Raw genomic sequence first — 24,669 nt, forward strand, 5'->3', positions numbered from 1 at the left:
CAGGACAGGTTCTCGGGGGTACGGCACACCCTTCCTTACTGATCCATCAGTAAGTGAAATACGCCACACGGGTACAAGATCATGATTCAGATAGTTATAACCAATGTCAAGAGATGGGATCTTTGTGGGACGCCCGCACATACGACAGCGGGCTTCCCACACCGGAGCGCCACGGTGCGGGAAGCCCGCCGGAACCAGTCCGCCAGGACTACTTCTGCAGCTCTTTCGCGAGCGCGTAGGCCTGACGGGTCACGGCCACCAGCCGGGTAGGAGCGAACGCGTCACCGAGGATGTGCAGCTCTGGCACACGGCCGCGCAGCTCCTCGTACAGGCTTGAGTCGGCGTCGCCGCCGCAGGCGAGGACCACCGAGTCGAAAGCGCCCAGCTCGCTCTCCTGGTGGGAGTAGGTGTGGCGGATCCGGATCCGCTCCTCCTCGATCCCGATCACGTCCTCCATGAAGCGGAACTGCACGCCGCGCGAAGTCAGCCGCGCCAGCATGCCGCCGAGGATGTAGCGGCCCAGCATCGGAGCCGGACCGGCCGTGGGGTAGACGATCGTCACGTCGTGCCCGCGGTCACTGAGGTAGTCGGCGACGATCAGCGGCGGCAGGTGGTCGTCCTGGGCCACCACGAGGACTTCCTGGCCGACCGCCACATTGCCGAGGAGCACGTCGCGGATGTCGTAGACGAAGTAGTCCTGGTCGACCCCTTCGATCTCCGCGGGACGGCGCGGCCGGGCGCCCGTGGCGACCGCGACCACGTCGAAACCGGCCTCGGCCACCGTGTCGGCGGTGGCGCGCGTGTTGCGGCGGACCGTCACCCCAGCCTTCTCCAGGCGGCGCTCCTGCCACTCCAGGTAGCGGGCCATCTGCTCCTGGAACGGCGCGTTGAGAATGGTCCGCAACTGGCCGCCCAGCTTGTCGGTGGCCTCCCACAGCTCCACGGTGTGGCCGCTCTCCGCGGTGAGGGCCGCCAGCTCCATGCCCGCGGGGCCGCCGCCCACCACCAGGATGCGGCGGGGGTTGGCCGCCTGCTTCCACGGGCCGTCGATCTCATTGCTGGTGTGGGGGTTCACCGCGCAGCCGAACGGCAGCTTGTCCACGTAGCGGCGGGTGATGCACTCGTTTCCGCCCACGCACGGCCGGATGTCGGCGAGGCGTCCTTCCCGCGCCTTGCGCAGGATGTCGCCGTCGGCGATGAACGCCCGGGCCATGCCCACGACGTCGGCGTTCCCGTCCGCGAGGACCTTCTCCGCGACCTCGACACTGTTGATCCTGCCGGTGTAGATGACCGGCAGGGACACCGAGCGGCGGAGCTGCCCGGCGAGGTCGGCCCACTGGGCCGGCTGGTAGAAGTAGGGCTGGATGTAGCTGGGGTCGCCCCACGGGCTGCCGATGACCGCGTGGAGGAAGTCCAAGAGCCCGGTGGACTCGAGGTACTGGGCGATCTCGATACCGTCAGCGAGGGTGTAGCCGCCCGGTTCTTCTTCGCGGAGGTTGAAGCGCACCCCCAGCGCCATGTCGGAGCCGATCTCCTCCCGCACCGCGGTGAGGACCTCGACCGCGAACCGCGCCCGGTTCTCCAGCGAACCGCCGTAGGCGTCGGTGCGCTGGTTGGTCAGCGGGGAGAGGAACCATTCCAGCAGGTCGTCGTGGTTGAGATGGAGTTCGATCCCGTCCAGCCCGGCCTTGCGGGCCTGGCTGGCGGAGAACCGGTACTCTTCGACGAACTCGGCGATCTCATGGGTGCTGAGGACGTGCGGCCGGTGGTTGTACAGCGTGGAGCTGCGCCGCGGGGACGGGGCGTGCGGCACCCCGCCGAGCAGGGTCAACTGGGTGGTGACCACTGCTCCCAGCGCGTGCATCTCCTCCACGAACCGCCCGATGCGCTCCACGTAGAACGGCTGGCGGAAGTAGCCGGTGGTCTCCGCGCCGTAGCCGTGCGGTTCGAACCCGGGGATGAGGATGTTGCGGACCCGCCCGGTCACTCCCCCGACCCAGGCGGGGCCGTCTCCACTGACTCGGGACCGCCAGTAGGCGAAGGTGCGCTCAACCTCCTTTTCGTCGGTGCCCCACAGGTTGCCGATCGCCGAGGAGTGCGGGGGAGCCATCACGCGGTTGCGCAGCCGCATCGGACCGATCTGGAACGGGCTGAACAGGTGGGGGAATCGGGTGCCGTCTCCGGTCGGCACGCTGTTCTCTTGCTGGTTGGGTGTGCTCCGCATCGTGCTTCCTCACTCGTGGTTGCGGTGTGGTCTGCGCGGACGTCCCTGGGTGCTGCTCCGGAGGGGCAGACCAGCCTCGGCGGTCCTGGGTGCGGTCGACCTCCTCGGCTCTTCCGGCGCGTTTCAGGCTTGGGGGGCGATTCCGATCACGGCGTCCACTGCGGCCGCACCCTGGCCTTTGAGGCCGACGATGACCGGGTTGAGGTCGATTTCGGTCATCCACGGGCTGCCCGCGAAGACTCTGGAGAGCGCGACTGCGACATCGACCAGCGCGTCCACGTCGTGGTGGCGTCCGCGGGCTCCGTCGAGCACCGGGTAGACGGCGAGTTGTTTGAGCGCGGCGCGCACGTGCTCCGGTGCGGCAGGGCAGGGCAGGAAGACCCGGTCGGCGAAGTGTTCGGCGAGGATGCCGCCCGCCCCGACCATGAGGACCGGGCCGAAGGTCTCGTCGCGAACCGCGCCGAGGATGATCTCGGTTCCGGAGAGCCGCTCGGCCACCAGGTAGCCTTCGACGGTGAGGTTCTCCTTCTCTGCGACGCGGGCCAGGTCGGCGAGTGCGGCCTCGGCCTCGTCTGCCCGGTCGAGCAGGCGGACCAGTCCCAGCTCGGACTTGTGGGTCACGCCGGAGGCGACGAGTTTCACGACGAGCGGCCCGTCGATGTCGCGGGCGGCGCGCAGGGCCGCTTCCGTATCGGGGGCGAGGGTTTCGGCGACGACCGGCACCCCGCCTTCCGCGAGCAGCCGCTTGGCGGCGTATTCGTTGAGTTCCGTGACCTCGGGCCGGGGCAGGGAAACCGGTTCCGGAGGCGTGGCCGACGGGGCCTGGGCGAGTTCGGCGTAGCGCCGCAGGTTGGCCAGCGCGGCGATGGCCTCGTCCGAGCTGGCGAACCAGCAGATCCCGGACTCGCGGAGCAGTTCTTCAGCCCGTTCGGTGAGGTTGCGCGCGGTCCACGCGGAGAGCACGGCGGGCTTGTCGCAGGCTTTGACAGCGTCGATGATCCGCGGGAGCAGCGCGTTGGAGTCGTAGGGCCCCCAAGTGGGGATGCTCAGGGTGATCATGTCCAGGTTCGGGTCGGCGGTGAAGATCTGCATGAGTTCGCTGAGCAGTGCACCGTCACCGATGACCTGGCCGGTGGTGTCGAGCGGGTTGCCGGGACGCGCCAGCTTCAGCTTCTCGCTCAGTTCGTCGAGGGTCTGCTGGGTGGGCAGGGGGATCTCCAGGCCGTGCGCGCTGGCACGGTCGGCGATGTAGCCGCACTCGCCGCCGGAGGGGCTGAGCGCACCGAGGCGCGGCCCCGCGGGCAGCGGGAGGCTGCTGAGCGCGTAGGCGGTGTTGAGCAGGTCATCGATGCTGTGGACCTCCACCACGCCCAGGTGGCGCATCATGCTGGAGAACACGGCCTGCTCCCCGGCCATTGCGCCGGTGTGTCCCAGGACGGTGCGCCGTCCAGCTTCCGAACCGCCGACTTTGAGCAGCACGATCGGCTTGCCGGCAGCGCGGGCGCGTTCCGCCGCAGCTGCGAACCGTTCGGCGTCGCGCAACTGTTCGATGTAGATGGCGATCACCCGGGTCTGCGGGTCGGCGACGAAGGCGTCGAGCAGCTCGCCCATCTGGATGTCGGCCTCGTTGCCGAGGCTGACCATGGTCCGGATGCCGATGGTGCGCCCTTGGGCCCGGTTGAACAGGGCGGCGGCCATTCCGCCGCTCTGGCTGAGCAGGGCGATCGAGCCTGGCGTGTAGGAGTAGGTGATGTTGAAGGTGGGGCAGCCCACGTAGGTGTCGACGGGGTTGAGCACGCCGATGCAGTTGGGGCCGAGGATGCGGACGCCGCGTTCCCGGGCCCGTTCGACCAGGCGCCGCTGGCGTTCGGCGCCTTCCGCGCCGAGTTCGGCGTAGCCCGCCGAGCAGATGGTGACCGTGCGGATCCCGCGCTCCAGGCAGTCCTCAAGCGCGCTTTCCACGGCCCGGGCCGGAACGAGCAGGTAGGCCGCATCCACCTGTTCGGGGAGGTCGCGCGCGGAGGGGTAGCAGGTATGCGCGCCGATGCGGTCGTACTTGGGGTTGACCGGGTAGATCCGTCCGGGGTAGCCGGTCCGCTCGAGGTTAGCCAGGCAGCGGCCAGCGTGGCCGGCTTCGTTGGGTGAAGCGCCGATGATGGCCACCGAATCCGGGTTGATCAGCGGTTTGAGATCGAGAGCCATGCTGTGCCGTCCTGGAAGTTGTGAACCGTACCGCATTTATCAAAACAATCATTAGCATAGTTAAGGACTTGCCCTCAACCCTGGCGACCCCCCTTGCCGCCATGGGGCCTATAGGCTAATTTGATTTTTGATTATCATCAATAACATCGAATGAGTGGGGTGTGCTTGTGCCACTGAAGTTCGGTCTCGCCATCATGAACGACTTCCCCCCGGACGTGGTCCCTGCCGACCGCATCGCCGCTATGCGGGAGCAGGTCCGGGCCGCCCGGGACGCGGGAATCTCGTCGATCTGGGTGCTGCAGCACTACCTCGGCAACATGCCCACCCTCCAGCCGGTGCCGATCCTGTCCGCGCTGGCCCAGGAGGCAGGCGACATGACGCTGGGCACCAACATGTTCATCCTGCCCCTGCACCACCCGGTCCAAGTCGCTGAAGACTTCGCCACCCTCGACCACATCACCGGTGGGCGGGTCATCGCCGGCTTCGGCATGGGCTACCGGGAGAACGAATTCGCCTCCTTCGGCATCCCGCTGGAGGAGCGGGTCACCCGCTTCGAAGAGAGCGTCACCCTGATCCGCCAACTGTGGTCGGGGGAACGGGTCACCTTCGAAGGCCAGCACTACAGCGTCAAGGACCAGCACATCAGCCTCAAGCCGGTCCAGGAGGGCGGCCCGCAGATCTGGATCGGGGCCGGCCCGCACAAGAAGGGGGCGCAGCGCGCCGCCCGGCTCGGCGACGCCTGGATCGTCCCGCCCCACGCCAGCCCGGAGAAGCTGAAGGTCGTGCTCGGCCACTACAAGGAAGAACGGGAGCGGCTGGGCCGCGGGCCTTCGGAACTGGTGGTCCGGCGGGAGCTCCTGCTCGACCCCGACCCGGAGCGCGCCCGTGAACTCGGCCTGCGCTACCGGGGTGCGCTCACCCGCAAGTACGCGGAGTTCAACGCGCCGGAGAAAGGCGAGAACTACCGCCACCTGACCACGGAGCAGGCCGCGGTCGAGGTCGCCGACGCCTCCTACCTGTTCACCAACCCGGAAGGCGCGGTGCAGGCGCTCAAGCAGTTGGAAGAGCAGGGGCTGACCTACATCGTCTTGCGGGCGCAGTGGTACGACACCCCCCAAGAGCAGGTCTTGCGCACCTTGGAACTGTTCAAGAACGAGGTGCTGCCCGCCTTCCGCTGATCGGTTCTCCGCACCCGTACGGCTGGCCCTGCCTGGCAGGGCTGCGCCGTCCCCTCCGCACACGCGAAGGCCCGTCCCACCACCCAAGGGACGGGCCTTCCTCTTTGTGCGGGCCGGGGCCCCGCCTGTGGCCCCGGCGCCGGGTGCGGCATCCGCTCAGCGGCCCCGGACGCCGCACCCGGGGGAGGCGGACCGGTCGGCTCGCCGACGACCGGTCACGCGTGGCTTACTTCTGCTGCTGCCGGTACTTCTCCCGGTCGTGGGTGTCCGTGGTGACCCCCTGCTCCCGCAGCACCGCCTTCTGCACCTTCTCCGAGGGCGTCTTGGGCAGCGCCTCCACGAAGCGCAGGTAGCGCGGGACAGCGAAGGCGGGCAGACGGGAGTCGCACCACTCCCACAGCTCCTCGGGAGTGGTGGGCTCGCGCACCACGACGCACGCCATCACTTCGTCCTCGCCCGCGTCCACGTCGGCGGGCACGGCGACGACCGCGCACTCCACGACCGACTTGTAGCCGAGGATCGCCTGCTCCACCTCATAAGAGCTGATGTTCTCGCCGCGGCGGCGCAGGGCGTCCTTGTAGCGGTCGACGAAGTAGAACCAGCCCTCCTCGTCGCGGCGCAGCGCGTCCCCGGTGTGGAACCACAGGTTGCGCCAGGCCTCGGCGGTCTTCTCCGGCATGCCGTAGTAGCCCAGGCTGGTGATCCACGGGACCTTGGGCCGCACCACCAGTTCGCCAACCTCGCCGACGGGGACTTCCTCGTCGGTCTCCGGGTCGACCAGGCGCACGTCGAACCAGTCGTCGGCCACGAGTCCGGCCGCACCCGCAGGCCGGTCCTCCCCGTAGGGCGACAGGATCGGCGCGGACGTCTCGGTCAGGCCGAAGACCTCGACGAACGCCTCGATACCGAAGCGCTTCTTGAAGTCTTCGAGGATGGAGGAAGCCGTGGGAGCCGCGAAGATGCAGCGCAGCGGGTTGTCGGCGTCATCGGGTCGGCGCGGCTGCTTGTAGACGAAGTCCATCATCACGCCGATGAAGTTGGTGACCGTGACCTGCGACTCCCGGATCTGGTCGATCCACCGGCTGGCGCTGAACCGGCTGCGCAGCACGAAGCGGGCGCCGCTGATCAGTGCGGGGTAGGCCGACATGAACTGGGCGTTGCCGTGGAACAGCGGGGTGACCGCCATGGCCGCGTCCTTGTCGGTGAGCCGGGTCAGGCAGGCGGTCTCCGCGGCGAAGAAGAACATCTGCGCGTGCGGCATCGCCACGCCCTTGGACGGCCCGGTGGTGCCGGAGGTGAAGAAGATGGAGGCCAGGGAGCGCGGGGAGACCTCGGGCAGTTCTCCGTCACGGTCGACGGTCAGGTCCTCCCACCGTTCCGCCTGCCATCCGGCCTTGCGCAGCTTGTCGATCGCCTGGTCGACGTCGCCGTTGTCGATCACCCAGAAGCGTTCGATGTCCTCGATCTCGTCGGCGACGTCGGTGAAGCGGTCGGCGAGCTCGGCGTCGATCACGGCCCAGCGGGGACGTGCGACACGCACCTGGTGGGTGAGGAAGTCGCCCTTGTAGGCGGTGTTGATGGGGGCTTCGACCATGCCCGCCATGGCGCTGCCGAGCCAGGTGAAGATGAACGCCGAGGAGTTGCGGGCCATGATGAGCACCCGGTCTCCCGGCTCGCCGTGCGCGAGCAGTGAACGGCCGACCTTTTCGGCGGTGGCGAGCGTCTCAGCGTACGTCCAGCGCCGGCCCTCTTCCGGAGTGTCGAGGTAGATCGCGTCGGGGGCCTGGGCGGCGCGGTGGCGCAGCACCGTGGGCAGGGCCCAGTCCTCACGGTTCGGGAAGGCAGGACGGAGATCCTTATAGGTGCGCATCAGTTCTCCTCGGGGCTGGTGAAGAGAGGGGCGAACCGGGGAGGCCTCTTCTCAGCGAAGGCCCGGGCCCCTTCGAGCATGTCGTGGCTGGCGATGGCTTGGGCGAGCATGCCGATGCCGGAGCGGAAGGAGTCACGGGCGCTGTTCCACCACAGGTTGGAGCTGATCTTGGCGATCTCCAGGTAGCGAGGGCTGAGCGCGAGGAGTTCCGCTGCCCACTCCTCGACGGTGGACTCCAGTTCCTCAGGTTCAACGACCGCGTTGACCAGTCCCATCTCCAGCGCCTGGGCGGCGGTGTAGCGGCGGCAGAGGAAGGACAGCTCTTTGGCGCGTTTCTCGCCGATCTGGATCGGCATGATGTTGGTGCCGCCGAGGACGGGGGCGCTGCCGACCCGGGGGCCGGTCTGCCCGAACGTGGCCTTCGTCGAGGCGATGGCCAGGTCGCAGGCGATGACCAATTCGTTGCCGCCGCCGGCTGCCGGGCCGTTGACGGCGGCGATGACCGGGCGCGGCGAGGTGCGGATCGCGTCCAGCAGGGCGAGGGAGCCCTCGTACATGGCGCGCACTTCCCGCGGGTCGGGGTTGTCCATGGTGGCCAGGTATCCACCAGCGCAGAATCCTCGTCCCTGGCCGGTGATGACGATGACTCCGCTGTCGACGCTGCAGTCTTCGATCGCCTTGACCGCAGCCCGCGCCATTGGTCCGTCGAAGGCGTTGAGCCGTTCGGGGCGGTTGAGTCGAATCCAGGCGACCTGTCCTCGTCGTTCGACGAGCACGGCTTCCTCTGCCATGGCACCTCCCATACTTACCATATAATCATATTCATGATTAATATTCGAGCGGTCACACCACTGTGTTAACCGCACCGCCCTAGCGCCATGGCGTCATAATCATTATAATAATTAATTGTGGCTGCCGGAGGTAGAGGTCCGATGCGGCTCCTGGGCGGTGAGACGCCCACTTAGCCAACAGCAGAGATCCCGCAGCAGTCAATCACGAGTAGGAGAGTCACCGGTGTTGGACCGACCCCTGATCCGCCCCTACCCCGTATCCCCCATGCCGCGTTCCGTGAGGGGGTGGATCTGATGGCGGGAGAACTCAACGGCAAGGTCGCCCTCGTCACCGGTGCGAGCCGGGGAATCGGGGCCGCGATCGCCCGCGGCTACGCTGAACGCGGCGCGCTCGTCGTCGGAGCAGCCCGCTCCACCGACCAGTTGCGCGAACTCGAGGCCACGAACCCGGAGCGCATCTCCACCGCCACCGTCGACCTGCGCGACGCGGAGTCGCTCAACAGCCTCGTCGACCTCGTCGTCGAACGGCACGGACGGATCGACATCCTCGTCAACAACGCCGGCGTGGCCCCGGCAGCCGACTTCGCCACCGAGCCCATCGAGCAGTGGCGCACCACCTTCGAGGTGAACGTCATCGCCCCGATGACCCTGGCCCAAGCCGCCGGCCGCTACTTCATCCCGCAGCGCAGCGGCAAGATCATCAACATCGCTTCGACCACCGGTATCCGCGGCAAGCCCGGACTGGTCGGCTACTCCACCTCCAAGGGCGCCGTAGCGCGGTTCACCGAAGCCCTGGCTGCCGAGTGGGCCCGCCACAACATCCAGGTCAACTGCATCGCCCCCGGCGCTTTCGCCACTGACGCGCAAAGCGCGGTCCTGGAGTCGCCCGACCTGCTCCACCGCCGGGTGCGCCGCATCCCCGCCAAGCGCATGGGAGACGTCTCCGAGCTCGTCCCGCTGGCCTGCCTGCTGGCCGCCCCCGGTTCCGACTTCATCACCGGCTCCATCTTCGTCATCGACGGCGGCGAGTCCGGGAAACTGTGAGGCCATCATGATCATCGACGCACACACCCACGTCTGGCCGGAGAAGATCGCGGCCAAAGCCCTGGCCGGACGCGTTCCGGGCATGGAAGCGAAGTTCGACGGCACCGTGGCCGGGCTGAAGCGTTCCATGGACGCTGCCGGGATCGACCACTGCGTCGCCTTCGGTATCGCCGACCACGCCCGCCACGTGGAGCGCGCCAACGAGTTCATCTCCTCGCAGCGCAGCGACTGGCTCACCCCGTTCGGCACCATCCACCTCGACCTGTCGGTCGAGGAGAACATGGAGATCCTCCAGCGCCACGGCATCAAGGGCGTCAAACTCCACCCGCTGTTCCAGCGGTTCCGCCTGGACGACCGGCGGCTGTGGGCCCTGTTCGACGCCTTCGGATCAGACATCGCGGTCATCACCCACGTGGGCTTCGGCGGTCAGGGCAGCGCCAACGAGAACTCCACGCCGCAGATGATCGTCGACATCGCCCGGAACTTCCCCAAGCTGCGGTTCATGGCCTGCCACTTCGGCGGCTTCCGGCGGTTGGACGAGGCAGAGAAGTACGTGGTCGGGCTGCCGATCGTGTTGGAGACCTCCTGGCCGCCCGGCCTGGCCGAGATCCCCACGGAACGGCTCCGCGCGATCGTGCACCGGCACGGTCCTGACCGGATCATCTTCGGCTCCGACTGGCCGATGGTCGACCCCGCCGACGAGATCGAAGCGATCCGGCGCCTCGAACTCCACCCGGACGACGAAGCCGCGATCCTCGGCGGCAACCTCGCCCGCATTCTCGGCATGGAAAGCTAATCTGGGGAAAATCCGGCACACTGGCGTGGTGCGGTGAGGGACACGGCACCGCACCACCTTCCCTTGAAGCTCCCGCTCCGTGCCCCTGCTTTTCCCCTGGTGCGGAGGCGCGGAGCGGGACCCGGGGCCGGTGTCGGCGTCAGGGGAGGGACCCGGCACCGGCTCCAGAGGTGTCCCGCCCGTACCGGACCTCACCTTGCGACGGGACGGATCCGGGGCGGCTGCTTCCGCGGCCGCCCCGGCACCTCCTTTGCTGGGCCTACCACTCGCCTGGGACCGGATCGGTTCCCGGCCAGCGCACGGTCAGTGGGCTGCGGAAGAGCTCCTTCAGGGCGTCCACCGGGGCGACGTAGCGGAACTTCGTGGTGCGCTCCTGGAACTTCCAGGCTCCCTCGTCGCGGACGTAGGTGTCGTCGTAGCGGAACGCGGCGACGAGGAACTCCCCGCCGCGTTCGATCTCGGCGTGCCCGGTGACGGTGCCCCGCGCCGTATCGTCGTCGACCCAGTCGATGACGACGGTGTGCGGCGTGTGCACGGTCTTGCCGTTGAGGTGCGCCCGCTCCTGCAGGAATGCGACGATCGCCTCCCGGCCGCGCAGGACCGCCCCCGCGTGGCGGAAGACCGCATCCGCGGCGTACATGCCCTGCAGGGCGGCATAGTCGTGGTCGTCGACGGCCAGGGCGTAGCGCGCCACCAGGTCGTGGATCGCGGCCCGGTCTTCTAGGCGGCGCAGCCGCCGCGCAACGTCCTCAACCATCCCTCAGTCTCCCTATCATCCGATGTTTTTTGTCAGGAGGGTGGCCAGCTCCGCTGTTCGCTCTCCTCCGCGGCCGGTTCCTCCCGCCTGACCGCGGCAGCCTTCGGGTGCGCATCCGCCTTACCGCCTCCCCGGCCGCGGCGGGCCCCGGCCACCACGATGCACGGCACCAGGAGCAGCGCCAGCAGGTTGAGCAGCGCGCTCATACTGAAGTCGACGGTGAACGCCGCCCGCAGCGGATAGTCCTGGCCCGGCGGGGTCCCCACCACCAGCACCACCGTGGTCACCTGCGACAGGATCGCCATGGCAATCGTGCGGATGATGGTGTTGATCCCGTTGACCGTGCCAGTCTCCCGTTCCGGCACGGCTTCCGCGATGAGCACCGGCAACGCGCTGTAGATCGTCCCGCCGCCGATCCCGGTGATCCCCGCGCCGAGCAAGACCGTGGCGGGCTGCACGGGGAGGAACGCCAGGATCGACAGACCGGTGACAGCGGAGGCCGCGCCCAGTGCCATCAAGGGCCGGATCCCGAACCGGGCCACGGCCTTCCCGGTCAGCGCACCCCCGACCAGGGTGGTCATCGAGAACGGCAGGAGGTACAGGCCCGCCTGGGTCACCCCCACGCCCAGCCCGGTTCCTCCCTCAGCGGGCGCCTGCACCATCTGCGGCACCAGCAGGAACGTGGTGATCTGCCCGCAGGTGGTCAGGAAGCCGATCACGTGGGCCAGCCAGACGTTGCGCTGCCGCATCAACCGCAGGTCGATCAGCGGATCGGGGATCCTCCGCTCCACCCCTAGCAAGACGACCAGTCCGATGACCCCCACGGCCGCCAGGGCCAGCACCGGTGTGGACGACCAACCCCACTCTGCGCCCCGGCTCACCGCGAGCAGGCCGGTCGTCAGTGAGAATGTCAGCAGGGTCGCGCCGATCCAGTCGACCCGGCCGCGACCGCGGCGGCGCGGTTCCGGGACCAGCAGCGCGATCGCGACCACGGAGCCGGCGGCCATAGCCGCCGAACCCCAGAAGAGCCCCTGGTAGCCGAAGTATTCGGCGACCAGGCCGCCCACGGGCAGCCCCAGGGCACCGCCCAGGCCGAGCATGGAGCTGACCAGGCCCATGCCGAACGCGGCCCGGTCCCGGGGCAGCAGCTGCCCGAGCAGCGCAAACGCCAAGGGGAAGACCCCGCCGGCCACGCCCATGATCACCCGCCCGGCCACGACTGCGCCCAGGGTTCCGCCTGCCGCGGCGATCAGCCCGCCGAGCGCGAACAGGCCGAGGGAGATGAGCAGCACCGGCTTGCGGCCGAACAGGTCCCCCAGCCGTCCGGCGATCACGGTGAGCACCGCGGACGAGATGAAGAAACCGGTGACCACCCATGCCGCTTCGCTTGCCGTGGAGCCGGTGGCGCGCTGGATCTCCGCGAGGACCGGGACGATCGCGTTCTGCGACATGGCATAGGTCAGGCCGCCCAACACGAGCGGCACGATGACCCGGAGTGGGGAGATGTGGGGGACTGCGGCCGGGGTTGCTGCCACGCTTTACCGCCTCCGTCGTCGCTGGGTGGCTGGAACGTCTCGTGACACACGTCGGGGCCGTGCACTGCACGGCCCCGACGCCTACGGTCAGGAACTGAGCGCTGCCTCCCCGAGGAAAGCGCGGACCACCGAAGAGTTCTGGCGGGCCTGTTCGGCGGGGCCGCTGAAGACGACCTCGCCGCGCGCCACGACCACGACGTCGTCGGCGATCTCCAGTCCCATCTCAGCGTTCTGCTCCACCATGAGCAGCGCGATCCCGGAGTCGGCGATGCTGCGAACACTGCTCAGCACCGACTCGACCATCGTGGGCGCCAACCCCATGGAGGGTTCGTCGAGCATCATCGCCCGCGGAGAGGACATGAGCGCCCTCCCGAAGGCGAGCATCTGCTGCTCCCCACCGCTGAGCAGGCCGGCCGGGCCGTTCCGCCGCTCCTTGAGGATGGGGAACATCTCGTAGACCTGTTCCATGGTCTCGGCCGCCTTCTCTTTGGACACCGTGTAGCCGCCGAGGATGAGGTTCTCCTCCACGGTCAACGGCGCGAAGACCTGCCGTCCTTCAGGAACGAGGACGAGACCGTCGCGGACGATGCGGTGGGTGGGCCGGCCGGTGATCGGCTTGCCGTCCAGCAGCACCTCACCGGAGCGGACGGGAAGGAGCCCCATGGCCGCCCGCAGCGTCGTGGTCTTCCCCGCGCCGTTGGCGCCCAGGACCAGGGTGATCCTGCCGGGGGACGCGGATGCGCTGACCCCGCGCACCGCCTCGATCTTTCCGTAGCTGACGTGCAGATCGCGGATCTCAAGCATGGGACCGCCACCGCTTTCCCAAGTAGGCTTCCTGCACCGCGGGGTGGGAGACGACCTCCTGCGGCGAGCCTTCCGCCACCAGGGAGCCGAAGTTCATCGCCACGAGGTGGTCGCAGGTGTCGACCATCATCTGGACGTCGTGTTCGACGATCAGTTGGGCCAGTCCCTCGTCCCGCAGTTTCTGCATCAGCTCCGAGACTTCCTGCCGCTCGGAGTGGTTCATGCCCGCGGTGGGCTCGTCCAGTAAGAGCAGGCGGGGCCGGGCCGCCAGCGCGCGGGCGATCTCTACCCGCCGGGCCATGCCGTAGGACAGCTCGGTCGGCCAGGCGTTCCGGACGTCGCCCAGACCGGTCCGCTCGATCGCTTCTTCCACCGCTTCCGAGGGCCGGTCGCGTCCCAGCCAGGACCGCAGCCGTCCCCGCGGGTCGTTGATGTCCGCGCCGAGCTGGACGTTCTGCAAGACGGTCAGCTCGGGCAGCAGCCGCACGGTCTGGAAGGTGCGGGCCAGGCCTTTGCGGGCCAGCTTCATCGGCGGCTCGCTGTGGTACTCCTTGCCGTCGAGCAGCAGGCGTCCCCGGGTCAGCGGCACCAGCCGCGTTACCGCGGCGAGGAAGGTGCTCTTCCCGGACCCGTTGGGGCCCAGGATGCCGTAGATCTTTCCGGGTGGCAGCCGCAGCCCGAAACCGTCCACGGCTTTGATCCCGCCGTAGTGCACCGCCACATCCTCGGCTTCGAGGACGTAGGGTGCCGCGGTCTCGGTGGTGGTCATCGCACCCCCTCCTTGGACTCGCCGCTGAGGGCTTGGAGCATCGCGCGTTCCTCCACCGCCTCCTCGGCGGGCGGCTCTGCGGGGGCCGCGGTCCGCGACCGGCCGCGGAGCTTCTGGTACAGGCTCTGCACCAGCCCGAGCAGCCCGGTGGGCATGAAGATCGCCGCGAGGATGATGATCAGGCCGTACACCACGTCCTGCCAGCGGCCCGTGGTGGCCAGCATGCTCGGCAGCCAGGTGAAGATGACGGCACCGATGAACGCACCCATCCAGGAGCGCGACCCGCCGATGATGACCATCGTCAGGGCGAGCACGATCAGGTGGAAGTTGATCTCCTCCGGGGAGACCGTGGTGCGCAGCAGGGCGTTCATCGCTCCGGCGCAGGCGCCGAGCGCACCGCTGACGGTGAAGGCGATCTGGCGGACCGTGACGACGCCGATCCCCATGGACATCGACAGTTCCGGGTCTTCGCGGACCGCTTCGATCCGGCGGCGCAGCGGGCCGCGTTCGGTCAGTGCCAGCAGGAACGCCACCACGACGCACACCGCGACCACACCGCCGGTGGTCAGGTCGCTCAGCGCCCCGTACAGCCCGTTCGCCCCACCGGTCAGCTCGCCGCCGTTGGTGGCCAGCACCGAGATGATCAACACGAACGCGATCGTGGCCATGGCCAGGTACAGGCCGTTGAGCCGGGCGACGATCAGGGAGAACAGGTAGCCGACCACGGCTGCGAAGACGACAGCCGCACCGATGGCGACGAACGCCGGCACGTCGTAGCGGATGGTGAGGATGGCCGCGGTGTAGGCGCCGAGCCCGTAGCTTCCGACCCCGGCGAAGGAGAAGACACCCACCCGCAGCGGCACCTGGATGCTCAGCGCCAGCAGGAAGTTGAGGAAGGTGGCCTCGATGAGGACGATGTTGGCCTCGTACCAGCCGATCATGTCCGCCGTACCTCCTTACGGCCGAAGATGCCGCGGGGCAGGAAGAGCAGCACCACGAAGATGAGCCCGAAAGCCACCGCGCTGGCCCAGGTACCTGACAGCTGGGTCACCACGAGCGTCTCGGCGAGCGCCAGGATCATCGACCCGACGACCACGCCGATGACCGATCCGATACCGCCCAGGATGATCGCGGCGAACGCGCTGATCAGGAAGCTGTCGCCGGTTTCGGCGGCAATGGAGCCCAGGTAGTAGGTGAGCAGGATGCCCGCGGTTCCGGCTAGTGCGCCGGCCGCGGCCATGGTGCCCAACGCCATCCGGCCACGGTCCACCCCCATGAGGCTGGCGACCTCGGGGTTGACCCCGATTGCTCGCAGCGCCAGCCCGGCCCGGGCGGACTTCAACCACCATGCAGCCAGGCCGGCCAGGCCGAAGGCTGCCACCAGGATGACCAGTTGCACATTGGAGATGTGTATGGCGCCGAGCTGGTAGGTGGTGGTCTTGAACGTGCTGGCGGAGAAACCGAACGGCACGCTCTTCGTGTAGTGCTGGGCGATCGCCAGCAGGACGCTGGCGGCACCGATACCGCCCACCACGATCTGCATCTCCGCTTTGAGCAGGTCGGGGTTGCGGCGCAGGATGAAGTTGAAGATCAGCGCCTGGGTCAGGACGGACAGCACCATGCCCACTGCGGCCCCGAGCAGGATCATGGCCCACATCGGCAGGGCCACCATCTGCACCGTGTAGTAGGCGACCATCGCCGAGAACATGAAGGTGCTGCCGTGGGCGAAGTTGAGGATGCCGATCGTTCCCCACGCCACGCTCATGCCGAGCGCGAACAGCAGGTACAGCGATCCGAGGGTGACCGCGTTAATCAGGATTTCCACAGCGGACCCCTCCTCTCGATCGTCTCCTGCCACACGCGTGTGTCATGCCTGTTCATCGTGTTTCCGGATAGTTGGTTGGGCACCAGTAGCCGCGGACCGGATCAGTCATCACCCAGCGTGACGACGACTTCCTCGGAGCCGTTCCAGCTGGCGATCACGCCCTCGACACGGACGTCGTTGTTCTCGAAGCTGAGGGGGCCTTGTGCGCCGTCGAAGCCTTCAGCGGCAACCTTGGCGATGCCTTCCCGGATAGCGACTCGGTCGGCGCTGTTGGCTTCCTTGATGCCGCGGGCCAGCAGCCACACGGCGTCGTAGCCTTCGGCGGCGTAGTTGTTGGGCAGCTCGCCGTACTTCTCTTCGTAGGCCTTGACGAATTCCTGGGTGGAGGGGACTTCGCTGCGGGCGCTGAAGTTGCTGGGCCACACCACGCCTGCGGCGTCCTCACCGGCGGTCTCCAGGTTGCCGGCGCCCATGGTGGTCATGCCGATGATCTCGCCGTCGTAGCCCTTCTGCTTGAGCTGGCTCACCGCACGGGGGTTCTGCGGGCCGAGCAGCAGGAGGAAGACAGCGTCGGGGTCGGCCTTGATGATCTCGGAGGTGACGGCGGTGAAGTCCTGGGTGTCGTTGCTCACCGTGTCGGAACGCTTGATGGTGACACCGTTCTCCTCGATCACCCCGGGAACCGCCTTCTCACCGAGCTCGGTGAGGGTGGGGTTGCCGCTGGTGTAGAGGACGGCGGCGGTCTTCACCTTCTTCTCGGCCAGGTAGTCGCCGATGATGTGGTAGTAGGAGGCGGCCGGAGCGGTCACGCGGTAGGTGTAGTCGCCGACGAGGACACCGTCGCTTCCCGCCTGGTAGTAGATGACCGGGATCTCGCCTTTTTCTGCGATCGGGGAGATCGCGGAAGCCTGGCTGCTCAGGCCGGGGCCGAGGATCGCGGAGTAGGACTTGTCCGAGACGGCCTGGGTGGCGAGGCTGGCAGCCTCCTGGGTGCTGTCCGAGGCGTCCTTGAGGTCGATCTCCAGCTTGGTGTCGCCCAGGAAGCCTTGTTCGTTGATCTGTTCGACCGCCAGGTCGATGCCCTTGGTGCTGTTCTCACCTGCGAAGGAGACGGGGCCGGTCATCTCCTTGATGGACATGATCTTGATGGTGTCCGGCAGCCCCTCTCCCGTGGAGCTGCTTTCTCCCGCCTCGTTGGTGCCGCAGGCGGCCGCGGCGAGCAGCGCTGTGGCTCCGGTGGCGGCGAGCAGGGTGCGGGACCAGCTCTTGCGCATGTTCATGGACGCTCCAATCACGCTGACCACGTAATCGTGATGATTATCGTGATGGTTGTCACGTTAGAGGTCCAGGTCACAACTGTCTAGTCCGTCCGGACTCCTCTAGAGCCGTTGGCCACAACCTGCAAGGTCCATCAGCCTGGCCCCACCCGCCACAAGGCTCTCTCTCCACCCACTGCAACCTGCAGTTATGACGTTCTGTAGGGTTTCGAGAACAGTCCACCGCCAAAGATTCACGAGATTATAACTATTAATATCAATAGGAGGCAGGTGAGTGCCAGAGGTCACATTCCGCAGGCCTCGCGAGCACGAGCTTCCAACGACAACACCCCGGTCACGGCCGACGCGCCCACTGCAGCCGACCGTGACCGGGGTGTTGTGGTCACCAGCCCTCGTCCAGCCGTCGCGCTGAGCAACGATTCCGGACGCGGATTGTCCCCGAATTCAGCGGTTGTCGCCCCGGCAGGTTTCCCGGGGTTGATTCTTGCTCAACGCCAGTCGACGACCTCGTTCATCAAGGTCGGTTCGCGTTCCGCAACCAAATCCGCGTATTCCTGGAGATGCTCCCGCATCAAGCGCTCCGCGGTCTCCGCATCGCCCCCGATGACCGCTTCTGCGATCTCCGAGTGGGTCTCCCTGATGTGATCGCCCTCATTAGCCACATAGATAGTCGAAGCGCGTTCCGTGAAAATGTCCTTCAACGCGCACGCAATGAGCGTGAGCAAGCCGTTGCCGGACATCGACAGGACTTTGGTGTGAAACGCGTCGGTGGCCTGCAACCACGCATCCGTGGTCTTTGCGGCAAACCCCTGCTGCACGATAGCCCGCAGTTCCTCGTGGTCCTTCGGGTCGTGCCGCTCGGCTGCCAGACGGGCCATAAACGGCTCCAGCATGAGCCGGGCCTCAACAAGTTCGCAGAACCGAATGTCGAGTACCTGGAAGAACAGAGTCGCCATCCGACCGAAGTCGCGGCTGCTCACCTCGGACAGCACCGGACCTCCGCCAGGCCCCGGTTTCATCCGGATCAGCCCGTGCACTTCGAGGATGCGTAGCGCCTCACGGAGAGAACCGCGCGCTACCTGGTAGCGCTTGATCATGGCGCTTTCGGATTCCAAAACGGAATTCGGAGCGGGGCGTCTCTTAGCGATGTCGCGCACGATCTCCCGCGCGACGATCTCGGAGACCTTCTCGCTACGCCGTTCCCATGTGACGCCGGATGGCCCAAATCCACTCATAATGTTCGGCAGCATACCGCTATTCCACTCCCCCGCCGATTTCACGACGGTTTATCTCCGGGAAAAGCACAGACCCCAAATCCCGAATGCGACCGTTTCGCGAGCCCGGCGGAGGAGTGGATCGCGGTTCCTCAGCTCACTGCTTCGCGGGAGCGCTGATCACACCTTGATCAGCGAGTTCCGCGAGCTCTGCTTCGGAGAATTCGAACTCTTCGGCCAGCACCGTGTGCGTGTGCTCGCCGATCTCGGGCACTCCGTGGTATTCGGGACCTGCGTAGCTGGACATGTGCAGCACCGGGCCCGGCATCAGCACCGACTTCAGCTTCTCGTTGCCGGTGATCTGCACAAGCGTGCGCTCCAAGAAGTGCGGATCGACCACGATGTCGCTGGCGTCGTTGACCGGGGAGCTGACCACCTCGTGCTCCTCCAGGATGGCCAGCACCTGGTCGCGCGGCAGGGAGCCGACCCAGTCGGAGACCTGCTTCTGCACCAGCTCGTTGTTGGCGAGCCGGGCCGCGTTGGTCGCGAACCGCGGGTCCTTGATCAGGTCGGGCTGCCCCATCGCTGCGAACAGCCGGGCCGCGATCGTCTGGCTCGACGCGGCAATCGCCAGGTACTTGCCGTCGGCCGCCCGGTAGATGCCCCGGGGCGAGGCCGCACCGGTGTCGTTGCCGATCCGGCCCTGCACCTCACCCAGCGCCGTGTACCGTAGCACCATGTCGCCGATGATGAACATCAACGGCTCGTACAGGGCCACGTCCACCACGTCTCCCTTGCCGGTCCGCTCCCGGCGGAACAGCGCCATGGCTGTCCCCATGGCCGCGGAAATACCGGCAATCGAGTCGGCGAACCCGAAGGGCGGCGCGGTCGGCGGGGTGTCGGGCCACCCGTTGATGTGGGCGAACCCGCAGGCGGTCTCGGCCACGGTGCCGAACCCGGGCCGTTCCCGGTAGGGGCCGGTCTGCCCGAAACCGGAGACCCGGGTCAGCACCAGGCCGGGATTGTCGGCGCTCAGCGCCGCATAGTCCAGCCCCCACTCCTCCAGTCGTCCCGGCCGGAACGACTCGACGACCACGTCCACGTGGGCCGCCAGCCGCCGGACGAGCTGCTGGCCCTCTGGCTTGCGCAGGTCGACGCCGATCGAGCGCTTACCGGAGTTGAGCCGGGAGAACCCCAGCGACAGGCCATCCTTCTGCGGCACCCACTGCCGGGCATAGTCCCCGGTCTTCGGATCCTCGACTTTGATGACCTGGGCTCCGAAGTCCCGCAACATCCGCCCCGCCGTGGGCGCAGCGTACATCGACCCGAGTTCGAGCACCCGCACCCCGGCGAGGGGACCGTTTGCTCCGGCCCTGTTCTCCGTCATGTTCGCCTACTTTCGAAGAGCCGTACCGAAGGGGGTTGGAACGGGTATCACAGAGCCCACTGGATGTGGCGCGGCTCCAGGAACTCCTGGATGCCCCACTCACCGAGCTCCCTGCCGATACCGGAACGGCCCGAGCCGCCGAAGGGTGCGTCGGGACGCATTGCACCGCCGCCGTTGATCCACACGGTGCCGGCCCGCAACTGCTCGGCCACGCGGCGGCCCTCCTCCAGGGTGGGCGCCCACACGTTGGCAGCCAGGCCGTAGGCGGTGTCGTTGGCCAGCCGGATCGCCTCGTCGACGTCCTTGTAGGTGAGGACGACGGCGACCGGGCCGAAGATCTCCTGCTGCACGGCGCGGGCGCTGTGCGGCAGGTTGCCCAGCAGGATCGGGTTGACGTACCAGCCCTTCTCCGGCAGCGGGGTCTCCACCTGGAGGAGCGCCTTGCCGCCCTGCTCGAGCGCCTCGGTGATGAACCCGTTGACGCGGTCGCGGTGATCGGGGCGGATCAGCGGGCCGATGTGGGTCTCCGGGTCCCACGGGTCGCCGACCTTCATCTTCGGGAACGCCTCGGCGCCCGCCTTCATGAAGCGGTCGAAGAGGTCCTCGTGGACCAGCAGCCGGGCCAGTGCCGCACACCCCTGGCCGGAGTTGCGGGACCAGCGCATGTGCATGTCCACCGCGAAGGACTCCACGTCGCAGCCGGGCAGGACGATGTTGGCGGACTTGCCGCCCAGCTCCAGGACGACGTCGTTGAGGTTGGCCGCCGCCTGCTCCATGATCTTGGCGCCCACCGCGTCAGAACCGGTGAAGGACACCTTGTCCACGCCCGGGTGGGAGGACAGGTACTGGCCGATGTCCGCCCCACCGAGGACGACGTTGATCACCCCGTCGGGCAGGTCCGACTCGCGGATGATCTCGCCGAGCAGCAGGGTGGTCAGCGGGGTGCGCGGCGACGGCAGCAGCACCACGGTGCAGCCCGCGGCCAGCGCCGCACCGTACTTGAAGCCAGCCAGGTTGAGCGGGTAGTTGTAGCCGGTGATCGCGGCGACCACACCCACCGGGTAGTGGTCGACGTCGCTCATCGTCGGCACGGGCACGTCGTAGGGGCCCAGGTGGACGGTGCGGTCCTTCTTCGCCGCGTCAGCGAACCAGCGCAGGTGGCCGAGACCCATCTTCACCTGGAGGAACTCGGCGGTGGAGACGGGGGTGCCCACCTCGTTGACGATGGAGGCCAGCAGCTCCTCCCACCGGGCCTCCAAGCGGTCGGCGAGGCTGTGCATGGCGGCGGACCGCTCCTCGCCCGACATCTTCGACCAGGTGTCGAAGGCGGTGCGGGCGGCCCGGATCGCCTCGTCGATCTGTTCTTTAGTGGCTCCGCTGACGGTGGCGATGACCTCTTCGGTGGCGGGGTTGTAGACATCCCAGGTCTCGCCGGCGGGCTTGACCGGCTTGCCGTCGATGGTCAGCTCGCGTACCTCGGGGACATAGTCGCGGAGGGCTGCGATCCGCTCGCTGCTGATGCTCATCAGGCCTCTCCCTTGTTGTCGTCGGCGTTGGCTGGCTTCTTGAGCATGAGACCTGCCCGGCGGCACACGCAGACCAAGACGTCGTCCTGGTTGTATCCGCGGTGTTCGAACCAGACGATCCCCGAGTCGGTGCGGCTCTTGGACTCGCGCTTGTCGAGGATGGTGGTCTCACCGCGCAGGGTGTCGCCGTGGAAGACCGGGTGGGGGAACTTGACCTCGTCGTAGCCGAGGTTGCCCAGGGTGGTGCCCATGGTCAGCTCGGGCACGTGGAATGCACCGATGAGCGCCAGGGTGAACAGGCTGTTGAAGACGCGCCGGCCGTGGATGGTGGTCTTCGCGAACTCCTCATCCAGGTGCAGCGGCTGCAAGTTCATCGTCAGCGAGGTGAACAGGATGTTGTCCATCTCGGTGACGGTCCGGGTGAACGGGTGCTTGTAGACCTTGCCCACCTCGAACTCTTCGTAGTACAGCCCTCGCATCGTTATTTCGCCTCCTCCGCGCTCGCGGCGTCACGCGCCCGCAACTGCTCGGCGCGCTCCAGCCATTCCAATGCCTTGTCGTAGTGGGCCTTGTCGATGTGCACGCCCCGGTAGCGCAGTGCGCCGACCCCCTCCGCAGCAGCTTTCTCGTACGCCTCGACCAAGCCTCGGTAGAAGGCGATGTCGGCGTCAGAGGGTGTGAAGACCTCGTTGATGACCGCGACGTGGCTGGGGTGGATCGCGATCATGCCCCGGTAGCCGAGCTGGCGGCCGCGCCGCGCGAACTCCCGCAGGCCGTCGAGGTTGTCCAGGTCCTCCCACAGCCCGGTGAGGGCGTGGATCCCGGCTTCTCGGCAGGCGAGCAGGATCCGGCTGCGGTGGTAGAGCGTCTCCGTGCCTTCCAGGGTCCACTCGTATCCCACGGCCCTGGCAATGTCGGCGTGCTCGGCGGTGGGGCCGATCATGGCGCCCACCCGCGGGGATGCGGCAGCCACCTCACGGCAGGCGTGGATGGCTTTCACCGTCTCCACCGGGATGATGTACTCCAGCCCGCTGACCCCGTTGCGGGTCTCGAAGTGGTCGAGCAGCGCGTCGTAGCGCAGCACATCGGTGGCCTGCTCCACTTTGGGAGCGAAGATACCGGTCAGTCCGGGGACCACGACTTCTTCCAAGTCGGCCCCGGTCAGCTTGGTGTGCAGCGGGTTGACCCGGACGAACAGCCCGATGTCGGAGTTGGTGGCGCGCACCCGCCGGATGGACTCGGCGACGGTGGCGCGGGCGGCTGCCTTCTCCGCCTCGGGCACCGAGTCTTCCAGGTCGAGGACGATCGCGTCCGCCCCGGAGGCCACGGCCTTGTCCACCCAGGTGGGCCGGTGGCCGGGGACGAAGAGAACGGAACGGTACGGCCGCATCAGTAGCTCCTCGGCAGACCCAGAACGTGCTCGGCCACGTAGTTGAGGACCATTTCCTGGCTGATGGGGGCGATGCGCATCAGCCGGGCTTCCCGGAAGTACCGTTCGATGTGGTACTCCTTGCTGTAGCCGTAGCCGCCGTGCACGCTCAGTGCCGCGTCCGCGGCGAAGAATCCGGCTTCGGCAGCCAGGAACTTGGCGGCGTTGGCTTGCCGTCCCGCGGGGTAGCCGTTGTCGATCAGCCAGGCGGCCTGCTGGCACATCAGGTCCGCGGCGTCGAGTTTGATCAGGGCTTCAGCCAGGGGGAAGGCGATGCCCTGGTTCTTGCCGATGGGACGGCCGAAGACGACGCGTTCCTTGGCGTAGTTGGTGGCCCGGCGCAGGGCGGCGCGGCCGATGCCGATGGCGGCGTTGGCGGAGATGACCCGCTCGGCGTTGAGCCCGGCCAGGATGGTCTTGAAGCCCTTTCCGACTTCGCCGATGACGTCTTCGTCGGGAACGAACAGGTCGTCGATGAACAGCTCGTTGGTGTCGACCGCGTTGCGGCCCATCTTGGGGATGGGGCGCACGGTGACCCGTTCGCGGTCCATGGGCGCGAAGAACAGGGTGAGCCCGTCGGTCTTCTTGGCCACCTGGTCGCGCGGGGTGGTGCGGGCCAGGAGGATGAGCCGTTCGGCTTCCTGGGCCTTGGTGATCCAGACCTTCTTGCCGGAGACCAGCCAGCCGCCGTCGACCTTGCGGGCGAAGGTGGAGAGGTTGGTGGTGTCCGTGCCGGCGTCGGGCTCGGTCACGGCGAAGGACACGTGCAGGTCACCGCTGACCAGGCGGGGCAGGAAACGCTGTTTGAGGTCTTCGCTGCCGTACTTGATGATCGGTTCGAAACCGAAGATGCCGATGTGGACGGCGCTGCACCCGTTCATGCCCGCGCCGGAGGCGGCGATCTCCTGTTCCACGATGGCGGCTTCGGTGACGCCGAGTCCGCCGCCGCCGTACTCGGTGGGGACGGTCAAGCCCAACCAGCCCGCCTCGACGATGGCGTTGTAGAACTCCCAGGGGAATTCCTGCGACTGGTCGTGCTTCATCCAGTATTCGTCGGGGAATTTGGCGCACAGGTCCCGGACTGCTTGGCGGATGTCCTCGTGCACCGTGTCTTTGCTGAAGTCCATGGGGTCCTCCCGTTCAGCCCTCGTCCGCCCGGGGCCGTGCTCCCGCGCGGACGAGGTGGTGTCCAGGTCGCTACTTGGCGGTCAGGCCGCCGTCGACAGGGATGGTGACGCCGGTGACGTAGCTGGCGTCGTCGCTGGCGAGGAACGCGATGACCGAGGCGATCTCTTCAGGCTGGGCACCGCGGCCGAGCGGGATGTTCTTGATGAAGTCCTTGGTCAGCTCGGAGACGTCAGCTCCCGGTTCCCGACCGAAGAACTGGGCGAGCATGGGGGTCTGCACGGTGCCGGGGCAGATGACGTTGACGCGGATGCCGTCCGGGGCGCCCTTGAGTGCGAGGGCGCGGGCGAAGGGGACAAGGGAGCCCTTGGTCAGCGAGTAGATGGGGCTAAAGGGGGATCCGACGAGCGCCGAAGTGGAGGAGGTCATGGTGATCGACCCCTTGCCGTTGGCGGCTTTGAGGAGGTCGTAGCCGAGGGTGCAGGTGTAGTAGGCGCTCTTGATGTTGACGTCGATGTTCTTCTGCCACTCCTCGTCGCTGGTCTCGATGCCGCCGGGGCCGGGCATACCGACTTGGGCGTGGAGGACGTGGAGGACGCCGTGGTCGGAGCGGATGCGGTCGAACAGCGCCCGGAGGCTGTCGTTGTTGGTGGCGTCGACCTGGACGGGAACGGCCTTGCCGCCTTGGGCGGTGATCTCCTCGGCGACTTTCTTCGCGGACTCTTCGCTGAGGTCAGCGACGTAGACGGTGGCTCCCTCTGAGGCCAGGCGGTGCGAGATGGCGCGGCCCATACCGGATCCACCGCCGACGATGGCGGCGATACGTCCTTCAAAACGGCGCATTGTCGCGTCCTTTCGCAGTGGTGTCGTGTCGTCGTCCGTGTGGGCTCCCCCGCCGCGACACACCCCACACCCT

Annotated in this window: 21 protein-coding genes; 3 read left to right on the forward strand and 18 right to left on the reverse strand. The window is 67.4% G+C overall.

Annotated elements, in window-relative coordinates; genetic code table 11:
- Positions 1 to 208: 208 nt before the first annotated feature.
- Together CW348_RS01985 and CW348_RS01990 are read right to left on the reverse strand one after the other, a co-directional pair.
- Positions 209 to 2,224, reverse strand: coding sequence for an FAD-dependent oxidoreductase (locus tag CW348_RS01985; protein WP_011291744.1), 2,016 nt, complete (start codon positions 2,222 to 2,224; stop codon positions 209 to 211).
- Positions 2,225 to 2,347: 123 nt separating this feature from the next.
- On the reverse strand, positions 2,348 to 4,426 hold the full coding sequence (locus tag CW348_RS01990; protein WP_061783541.1) for an acetate--CoA ligase family protein: 2,079 nt from the start codon (positions 4,424 to 4,426) through the stop codon (positions 2,348 to 2,350).
- A 161-nt stretch (positions 4,427 to 4,587) separates the two neighbouring features.
- Between CW348_RS01990 and CW348_RS01995 the strand changes: the two genes are divergently transcribed.
- Positions 4,588 to 5,604: an LLM class flavin-dependent oxidoreductase gene (locus CW348_RS01995; protein WP_016188582.1), complete on the forward strand. Its 1,017-nt coding sequence runs from the start codon at positions 4,588 to 4,590 to the stop codon at positions 5,602 to 5,604.
- Positions 5,605 to 5,830: 226 nt separating this feature from the next.
- Here the strand turns inward: CW348_RS01995 and CW348_RS02000 are convergent, their stop codons facing one another.
- Both CW348_RS02000 and CW348_RS02005 read right to left on the reverse strand, forming a co-directional pair.
- Complete coding sequence (locus CW348_RS02000) at positions 5,831 to 7,474, reverse strand: ATP-dependent acyl-CoA ligase (protein WP_011291741.1); 1,644 nt, start codon at positions 7,472 to 7,474, stop codon at positions 5,831 to 5,833.
- Positions 7,474 to 8,265 (reverse strand): enoyl-CoA hydratase/isomerase family protein, encoded by a 792-nt coding sequence (locus CW348_RS02005; protein ID WP_016188581.1) that lies wholly within the window; start codon positions 8,263 to 8,265, stop codon positions 7,474 to 7,476. The genes CW348_RS02000 and CW348_RS02005 overlap by 1 nt, the downstream gene beginning before the upstream one ends.
- Positions 8,266 to 8,559: 294 nt before the next feature.
- On the opposite strand from CW348_RS02005, the gene CW348_RS02010 reads away from it, so the two are divergent.
- Both CW348_RS02010 and CW348_RS02015 read left to right on the forward strand, forming a co-directional pair.
- Positions 8,560 to 9,309, forward strand: coding sequence for an SDR family NAD(P)-dependent oxidoreductase (locus tag CW348_RS02010; RefSeq protein WP_016188580.1), 750 nt, complete (start codon positions 8,560 to 8,562; stop codon positions 9,307 to 9,309).
- A gap of 7 nt (positions 9,310 to 9,316) precedes the next feature.
- Entirely contained in the window at positions 9,317 to 10,105 is a 789-nt protein-coding gene (locus tag CW348_RS02015) for an amidohydrolase family protein (protein WP_011291738.1), read from the forward strand.
- Between the two features lie 259 nt (positions 10,106 to 10,364).
- Here the strand turns inward: CW348_RS02015 and CW348_RS02020 are convergent, their stop codons facing one another.
- From CW348_RS02020 to CW348_RS02085, 14 genes are all read right to left on the reverse strand, one after another.
- A complete protein-coding gene (locus tag CW348_RS02020) occupies positions 10,365 to 10,862 on the reverse strand; it encodes a nuclear transport factor 2 family protein (protein ID WP_016188579.1) in 498 nt (165 codons plus the stop codon).
- Between the two features lie 32 nt (positions 10,863 to 10,894).
- The gene (locus CW348_RS02025) at positions 10,895 to 12,397 is read right to left on the reverse strand and encodes an MFS transporter (protein ID WP_011291736.1); all 1,503 of its coding nucleotides are present in this window, start codon (positions 12,395 to 12,397) and stop codon (positions 10,895 to 10,897) included.
- Between the two features lie 87 nt (positions 12,398 to 12,484).
- Positions 12,485 to 13,201: an ABC transporter ATP-binding protein gene (locus tag CW348_RS02030; protein WP_011291735.1), complete on the reverse strand. Its 717-nt coding sequence runs from the start codon at positions 13,199 to 13,201 to the stop codon at positions 12,485 to 12,487.
- Entirely contained in the window at positions 13,194 to 13,970 is a 777-nt protein-coding gene (locus CW348_RS02035) for an ABC transporter ATP-binding protein (RefSeq protein ID WP_011291734.1), read from the reverse strand. The genes CW348_RS02030 and CW348_RS02035 overlap by 8 nt, the downstream gene beginning before the upstream one ends.
- Positions 13,967 to 14,911, reverse strand: a complete 945-nt coding sequence (locus tag CW348_RS02040; protein ID WP_104612854.1) for a branched-chain amino acid ABC transporter permease — start codon at positions 14,909 to 14,911, stop codon at positions 13,967 to 13,969. Before CW348_RS02040 ends, CW348_RS02035 begins: the two co-directional genes overlap by 4 nt.
- The gene (locus CW348_RS02045; protein ID WP_011291732.1) at positions 14,908 to 15,795 is read right to left on the reverse strand and encodes a branched-chain amino acid ABC transporter permease; all 888 of its coding nucleotides are present in this window, start codon (positions 15,793 to 15,795) and stop codon (positions 14,908 to 14,910) included. Before CW348_RS02045 ends, CW348_RS02040 begins: the two co-directional genes overlap by 4 nt.
- Positions 15,796 to 15,896: 101 nt before the next feature.
- Complete coding sequence (locus CW348_RS02050; RefSeq protein WP_011291731.1) at positions 15,897 to 17,075, reverse strand: ABC transporter substrate-binding protein; 1,179 nt, start codon at positions 17,073 to 17,075, stop codon at positions 15,897 to 15,899.
- A gap of 485 nt (positions 17,076 to 17,560) precedes the next feature.
- Entirely contained in the window at positions 17,561 to 18,322 is a 762-nt protein-coding gene (locus CW348_RS02055) for a FadR/GntR family transcriptional regulator (protein ID WP_011291730.1), read from the reverse strand.
- Between the two features lie 121 nt (positions 18,323 to 18,443).
- Positions 18,444 to 19,673 carry a CaiB/BaiF CoA-transferase family protein gene (locus CW348_RS02060; protein ID WP_011291729.1) on the reverse strand — a complete coding sequence of 410 codons (1,230 nt, stop codon included), beginning with the start codon at positions 19,671 to 19,673 and terminating at the stop codon, positions 18,444 to 18,446.
- A gap of 47 nt (positions 19,674 to 19,720) precedes the next feature.
- Positions 19,721 to 21,199 carry an aldehyde dehydrogenase family protein gene (locus CW348_RS02065; RefSeq protein WP_104612855.1) on the reverse strand — a complete coding sequence of 493 codons (1,479 nt, stop codon included), beginning with the start codon at positions 21,197 to 21,199 and terminating at the stop codon, positions 19,721 to 19,723.
- Positions 21,199 to 21,678, reverse strand: coding sequence for a MaoC family dehydratase (locus CW348_RS02070; protein WP_011291727.1), 480 nt, complete (start codon positions 21,676 to 21,678; stop codon positions 21,199 to 21,201). Before CW348_RS02070 ends, CW348_RS02065 begins: the two co-directional genes overlap by 1 nt.
- Positions 21,679 to 21,680: 2 nt before the next feature.
- Positions 21,681 to 22,589 (reverse strand): CoA ester lyase, encoded by a 909-nt coding sequence (locus tag CW348_RS02075; RefSeq protein ID WP_104612856.1) that lies wholly within the window; start codon positions 22,587 to 22,589, stop codon positions 21,681 to 21,683.
- Positions 22,589 to 23,755, reverse strand: coding sequence for an acyl-CoA dehydrogenase family protein (locus CW348_RS02080; RefSeq protein ID WP_011291725.1), 1,167 nt, complete (start codon positions 23,753 to 23,755; stop codon positions 22,589 to 22,591). The genes CW348_RS02075 and CW348_RS02080 overlap by 1 nt, the downstream gene beginning before the upstream one ends.
- Positions 23,756 to 23,825: 70 nt before the next feature.
- On the reverse strand, positions 23,826 to 24,596 hold the full coding sequence (locus CW348_RS02085) for an SDR family NAD(P)-dependent oxidoreductase (protein WP_016188577.1): 771 nt from the start codon (positions 24,594 to 24,596) through the stop codon (positions 23,826 to 23,828).
- Positions 24,597 to 24,669: the final 73 nt, after the last annotated feature.

This window comes from Thermobifida sp. (assembly GCF_017577275.1).
Taxonomy (GTDB): Bacteria; Actinomycetota; Actinomycetes; order Streptosporangiales; family Streptosporangiaceae; genus Thermobifida; species Thermobifida fusca.

Excerpts from the sequence above, each read along its gene's own strand:
- CW348_RS01985 (WP_011291744.1), bottom strand. The coding sequence starts at position 2,224 with ATGCGGAGCACACCCAACCAGCAAGAGAACAGCGTGCCGACCGGAGAC.
- CW348_RS01990 (WP_061783541.1), bottom strand. The coding sequence starts at position 4,426 with ATGGCTCTCGATCTCAAACCGCTGATCAACCCGGATTCGGTGGCCATC.
- CW348_RS02000 (WP_011291741.1), bottom strand. The coding sequence starts at position 7,474 with ATGCGCACCTATAAGGATCTCCGTCCTGCCTTCCCGAACCGTGAGGAC.
- CW348_RS02005 (WP_016188581.1), bottom strand. The coding sequence starts at position 8,265 with ATGGCAGAGGAAGCCGTGCTCGTCGAACGACGAGGACAGGTCGCCTGG.
- CW348_RS02010 (WP_016188580.1), top strand. The coding sequence starts at position 8,560 with ATGGCGGGAGAACTCAACGGCAAGGTCGCCCTCGTCACCGGTGCGAGC.
- CW348_RS02015 (WP_011291738.1), top strand. The coding sequence starts at position 9,317 with ATGATCATCGACGCACACACCCACGTCTGGCCGGAGAAGATCGCGGCC.
- CW348_RS02020 (WP_016188579.1), bottom strand. The coding sequence starts at position 10,862 with ATGGTTGAGGACGTTGCGCGGCGGCTGCGCCGCCTAGAAGACCGGGCC.
- CW348_RS02030 (WP_011291735.1), bottom strand. The coding sequence starts at position 13,201 with ATGCTTGAGATCCGCGATCTGCACGTCAGCTACGGAAAGATCGAGGCG.
- CW348_RS02035 (WP_011291734.1), bottom strand. The coding sequence starts at position 13,970 with ATGACCACCACCGAGACCGCGGCACCCTACGTCCTCGAAGCCGAGGAT.
- CW348_RS02040 (WP_104612854.1), bottom strand. The coding sequence starts at position 14,911 with ATGATCGGCTGGTACGAGGCCAACATCGTCCTCATCGAGGCCACCTTC.
- CW348_RS02050 (WP_011291731.1), bottom strand. The coding sequence starts at position 17,075 with ATGAACATGCGCAAGAGCTGGTCCCGCACCCTGCTCGCCGCCACCGGA.
- CW348_RS02055 (WP_011291730.1), bottom strand. The coding sequence starts at position 18,322 with ATGCTGCCGAACATTATGAGTGGATTTGGGCCATCCGGCGTCACATGG.
- CW348_RS02060 (WP_011291729.1), bottom strand. The coding sequence starts at position 19,673 with ATGACGGAGAACAGGGCCGGAGCAAACGGTCCCCTCGCCGGGGTGCGG.
- CW348_RS02065 (WP_104612855.1), bottom strand. The coding sequence starts at position 21,199 with ATGAGCATCAGCAGCGAGCGGATCGCAGCCCTCCGCGACTATGTCCCC.
- CW348_RS02070 (WP_011291727.1), bottom strand. The coding sequence starts at position 21,678 with ATGCGAGGGCTGTACTACGAAGAGTTCGAGGTGGGCAAGGTCTACAAG.
- CW348_RS02075 (WP_104612856.1), bottom strand. The coding sequence starts at position 22,589 with ATGCGGCCGTACCGTTCCGTTCTCTTCGTCCCCGGCCACCGGCCCACC.
- CW348_RS02080 (WP_011291725.1), bottom strand. The coding sequence starts at position 23,755 with ATGGACTTCAGCAAAGACACGGTGCACGAGGACATCCGCCAAGCAGTC.
- CW348_RS02085 (WP_016188577.1), bottom strand. The coding sequence starts at position 24,596 with ATGCGCCGTTTTGAAGGACGTATCGCCGCCATCGTCGGCGGTGGATCC.